Source organism: Bacteriovorax sp. DB6_IX, assembly GCF_000447775.1.
Taxonomy (GTDB): Bacteria; Bdellovibrionota; Bacteriovoracia; order Bacteriovoracales; family Bacteriovoracaceae; genus Halobacteriovorax_A.
Map to the genome: position 1 here is coordinate 1 of NZ_AUNJ01000279.1, position 2,480 is coordinate 2,480.

Annotated in this window: 4 protein-coding genes and 1 tRNA gene; 2 read left to right on the forward strand and 3 right to left on the reverse strand. The window is 34.1% G+C overall.

The window, feature by feature from the left end; all coding sequences use genetic code 11:
- Nucleotides 1–472 (forward strand): GHKL domain-containing protein (locus M901_RS08100; RefSeq protein ID WP_021277705.1); only part of this gene is annotated, 472 nt, incomplete at its 5' end.
- A 43-nt stretch (nt 473–515) separates the two neighbouring features.
- On the opposite strand, the gene M901_RS08105 is transcribed toward M901_RS08100, so the two are convergent.
- Nucleotides 516–824, reverse strand: a complete 309-nt coding sequence (locus tag M901_RS08105) for a hypothetical protein (protein WP_021277707.1) — start codon at nt 822–824, stop codon at nt 516–518.
- 185 nt (nt 825–1,009) lie between these two features.
- On the opposite strand from M901_RS08105, the gene M901_RS08110 reads away from it, so the two are divergent.
- Nucleotides 1,010–1,085: transfer RNA gene (locus M901_RS08110), tRNA-Met, on the forward strand.
- A 164-nt stretch (nt 1,086–1,249) separates the two neighbouring features.
- Here M901_RS08110 and M901_RS08115 read toward each other — a convergent pair.
- Together M901_RS08115 and M901_RS08120 are read right to left on the reverse strand one after the other, a co-directional pair.
- On the reverse strand, nt 1,250–1,495 hold the full coding sequence (locus M901_RS08115; protein WP_021277704.1) for a hypothetical protein: 246 nt from the start codon (nt 1,493–1,495) through the stop codon (nt 1,250–1,252).
- A gap of 8 nt (nt 1,496–1,503) precedes the next feature.
- The gene (locus M901_RS08120) at nt 1,504–2,349 is read right to left on the reverse strand and encodes a hypothetical protein (protein WP_021277706.1); all 846 of its coding nucleotides are present in this window, start codon (nt 2,347–2,349) and stop codon (nt 1,504–1,506) included.
- Nucleotides 2,350–2,480: the final 131 nt, after the last annotated feature.

Sequence of the window (2,480 nt, forward strand, 5' to 3'; positions counted from 1 at the left end):
AAATAACAAAATTGAGCACGATTTTTCGCGTTTTGATATTTCCCAACTCATAGAGAAAACATATGACCTCTATCAGTCACAAATAAAGTATCTCGAAATTGATGTCGAATTTAATTACTATAACAAAATGGTTTACACAGATAAAACGTGTCTTTCAATAATCTTAAAGAATATCATCAAAAACTCACTTGAGTCGGCAATAGACTACAACCACAAACCCTTTTCACGAATTCAAACAGAACAAGTTGCGGACTATTTTAAGATCACTCTAGAGAATACAACATCAAATAAAGAGCACATTCTTTCCAGAATTTTCACACCAGGATTTACAACCAAGAAGGGTGGCGCAAATATGGGCCATGGTCTTTATCTAAGTAAGAAGTTAATTGAAGATTTAGGTGGTACAATAAATATAGAAATTCACAATGACATTTTCAAGGTAACGATCTTGCTACCAAATAAAGAAAACTAGGAAGTGAGAACTTCCTAGTTTATCTAAAGAATTTTTTCTAAGACTAGTTGTCGTATTGAACAACTCTAGAATTCACCATATGCTCAGACAGGATATCCATAGAATACTCTAGGGCCTGATCTGCATAAGGAATACCATCGAATTGAAGGTCGTTTGCAAAGTGAGCTTGCTTGATAAGTGAAGCACACATTCTCATTGCTTCAGCACTGCCATCAAAAAATTCACCTTCTTCTTCTGTCGTCAGTACATGGGCCAACATAGCGTTGATTGTCTTTAGCATTCTGACTTGAGATTCACTCAGTTCAGTAGCATCGATTTCGATAAAAACCTTTTTTCCTTTTCCAAATCCCATACTATTCTCCACAAATTTTGATTATTAATTGGTCCCCACCAATCATCTTTTATGTCTTATCGCCAAATTTGGATGTTATTTTAGATATTTATGTCCGAGTAAACTTTATGATTAATATTTTGACATTTCATATATGAACTTATATATTCAATATCACCTTGAAACATCTGATTTCAAATCCTTATCGCGGGGTGGAGCAGCTGGTAGCTCGTCGGGCTCATAACCCGAAGGTCGTAGGTTCGAATCCTGCCCCCGCAACCAATTTCCCCTTCAATTCAAAATTTAAATTAAGCCTTATAAAAGCCAGGACTTAGCAGTATTTATCATGTGAACCTACGGAAAATTACTGGAAAGAGTACCGGGCCACAGCTTTAGCAAAAGGCCGGTAATTTCTCTCCATCGAATATTTGAATATGTGAAAGTAGCTATTGAACTTTGCTATTTAAAATTGCCGTACAATCACCCCAGTCTTTACACGAAACGACGTAGGCACCTTTCTTTCCACAGCCTATAGCACCGTAATTATTTCCACCAAGATCAAGAATCTCTAAATACTCATGCTTGCAATTTAGATCAAAGCTGACTCTTTTTAGTACTAGCTTCGCTTTTGAATTTGTTGTTGCACAGGAATAAAAGCTTATTGTTACAAAGATAATAGCAAGAAGTTTCACCAAATCTCCTAATGTAAAAAACCTATTGTAAATGCGAAGGTATCAACTCTCTCATCTTCAGCATTTCTAATTGCATAATTTAAATTGAATAAAACTCTATTTTCATTTGAAAGTGGATATGAGTATCCTCCACCAAATAATAATCCAAATCCAGTGTCCGATGATGCTGAATAGTTCGTACTATAACCACTAACTTCAGAACGATATTTAACTAGTCCAACATCACCTCTTATAAACCATCCGTCACCTATAAAGTCTCCAAAAAACTTCTGAACACTATAAGCGTAAAGGTATTGATAGATTGATAACTCAATAGCTCCCACAGTATAACTATCGGCAGCGCCATTGATCGCAAACCCATGCATAATATTCTCTCTTAAAGGAAAATAGAAACCTAGATCTAGCCCCATAGATAAGTGCTCTGTATCTGATCTATTTTTAAGTTCATTTGCAGCTTCTTCAGTTGTGGGATTGTCATAAGTAATAGAAGAAGGCCCTAGTGCCCAATAAACATACCAAGATTCATTCTTTGAAAGATTATTATCTCCCTTAGCAATAATAGTCTTAGCATTTTCAAAACCATTTACATCATTTGTAACTTGAAGATCTTCACCTTTTTTTAACTCATCTATATTACAATCATTAATACTCGCAATAATAGAATTCTCTCTTTTTTCTAACACTTTTAAAGAACATTTCTTTCCTTCAACCTCTAACAAATCATCCTTATTAACACTTTTAACATCTGTAGATGATATTGAGACAACACCAAGCTCTTTATTTATAGTTTTAATTTTAAATTCTGCAGAGAATGCAGAAAGAGTAACTAGAGTACTTAAGATTACTTTTTTCAAATTTATCCTCCATTTAATATTTTCTATATATTAATGAAGAAAATAAGATTCTAAGAGTAAAGCTTTCTTGATCGAAAAAACGAATATTTTTCCCATAAAAAAAGGCCATCAAACGAAGGCCCTAATTTTAT

Bases quoted from the DNA above. Each gene is read 5' to 3' on its own strand.
- M901_RS08105 (WP_021277707.1), bottom strand. From the start codon at position 824: ATGGGATTTGGAAAAGGAAAAAAGGTTTTTATCGAAATCGATGCTACT.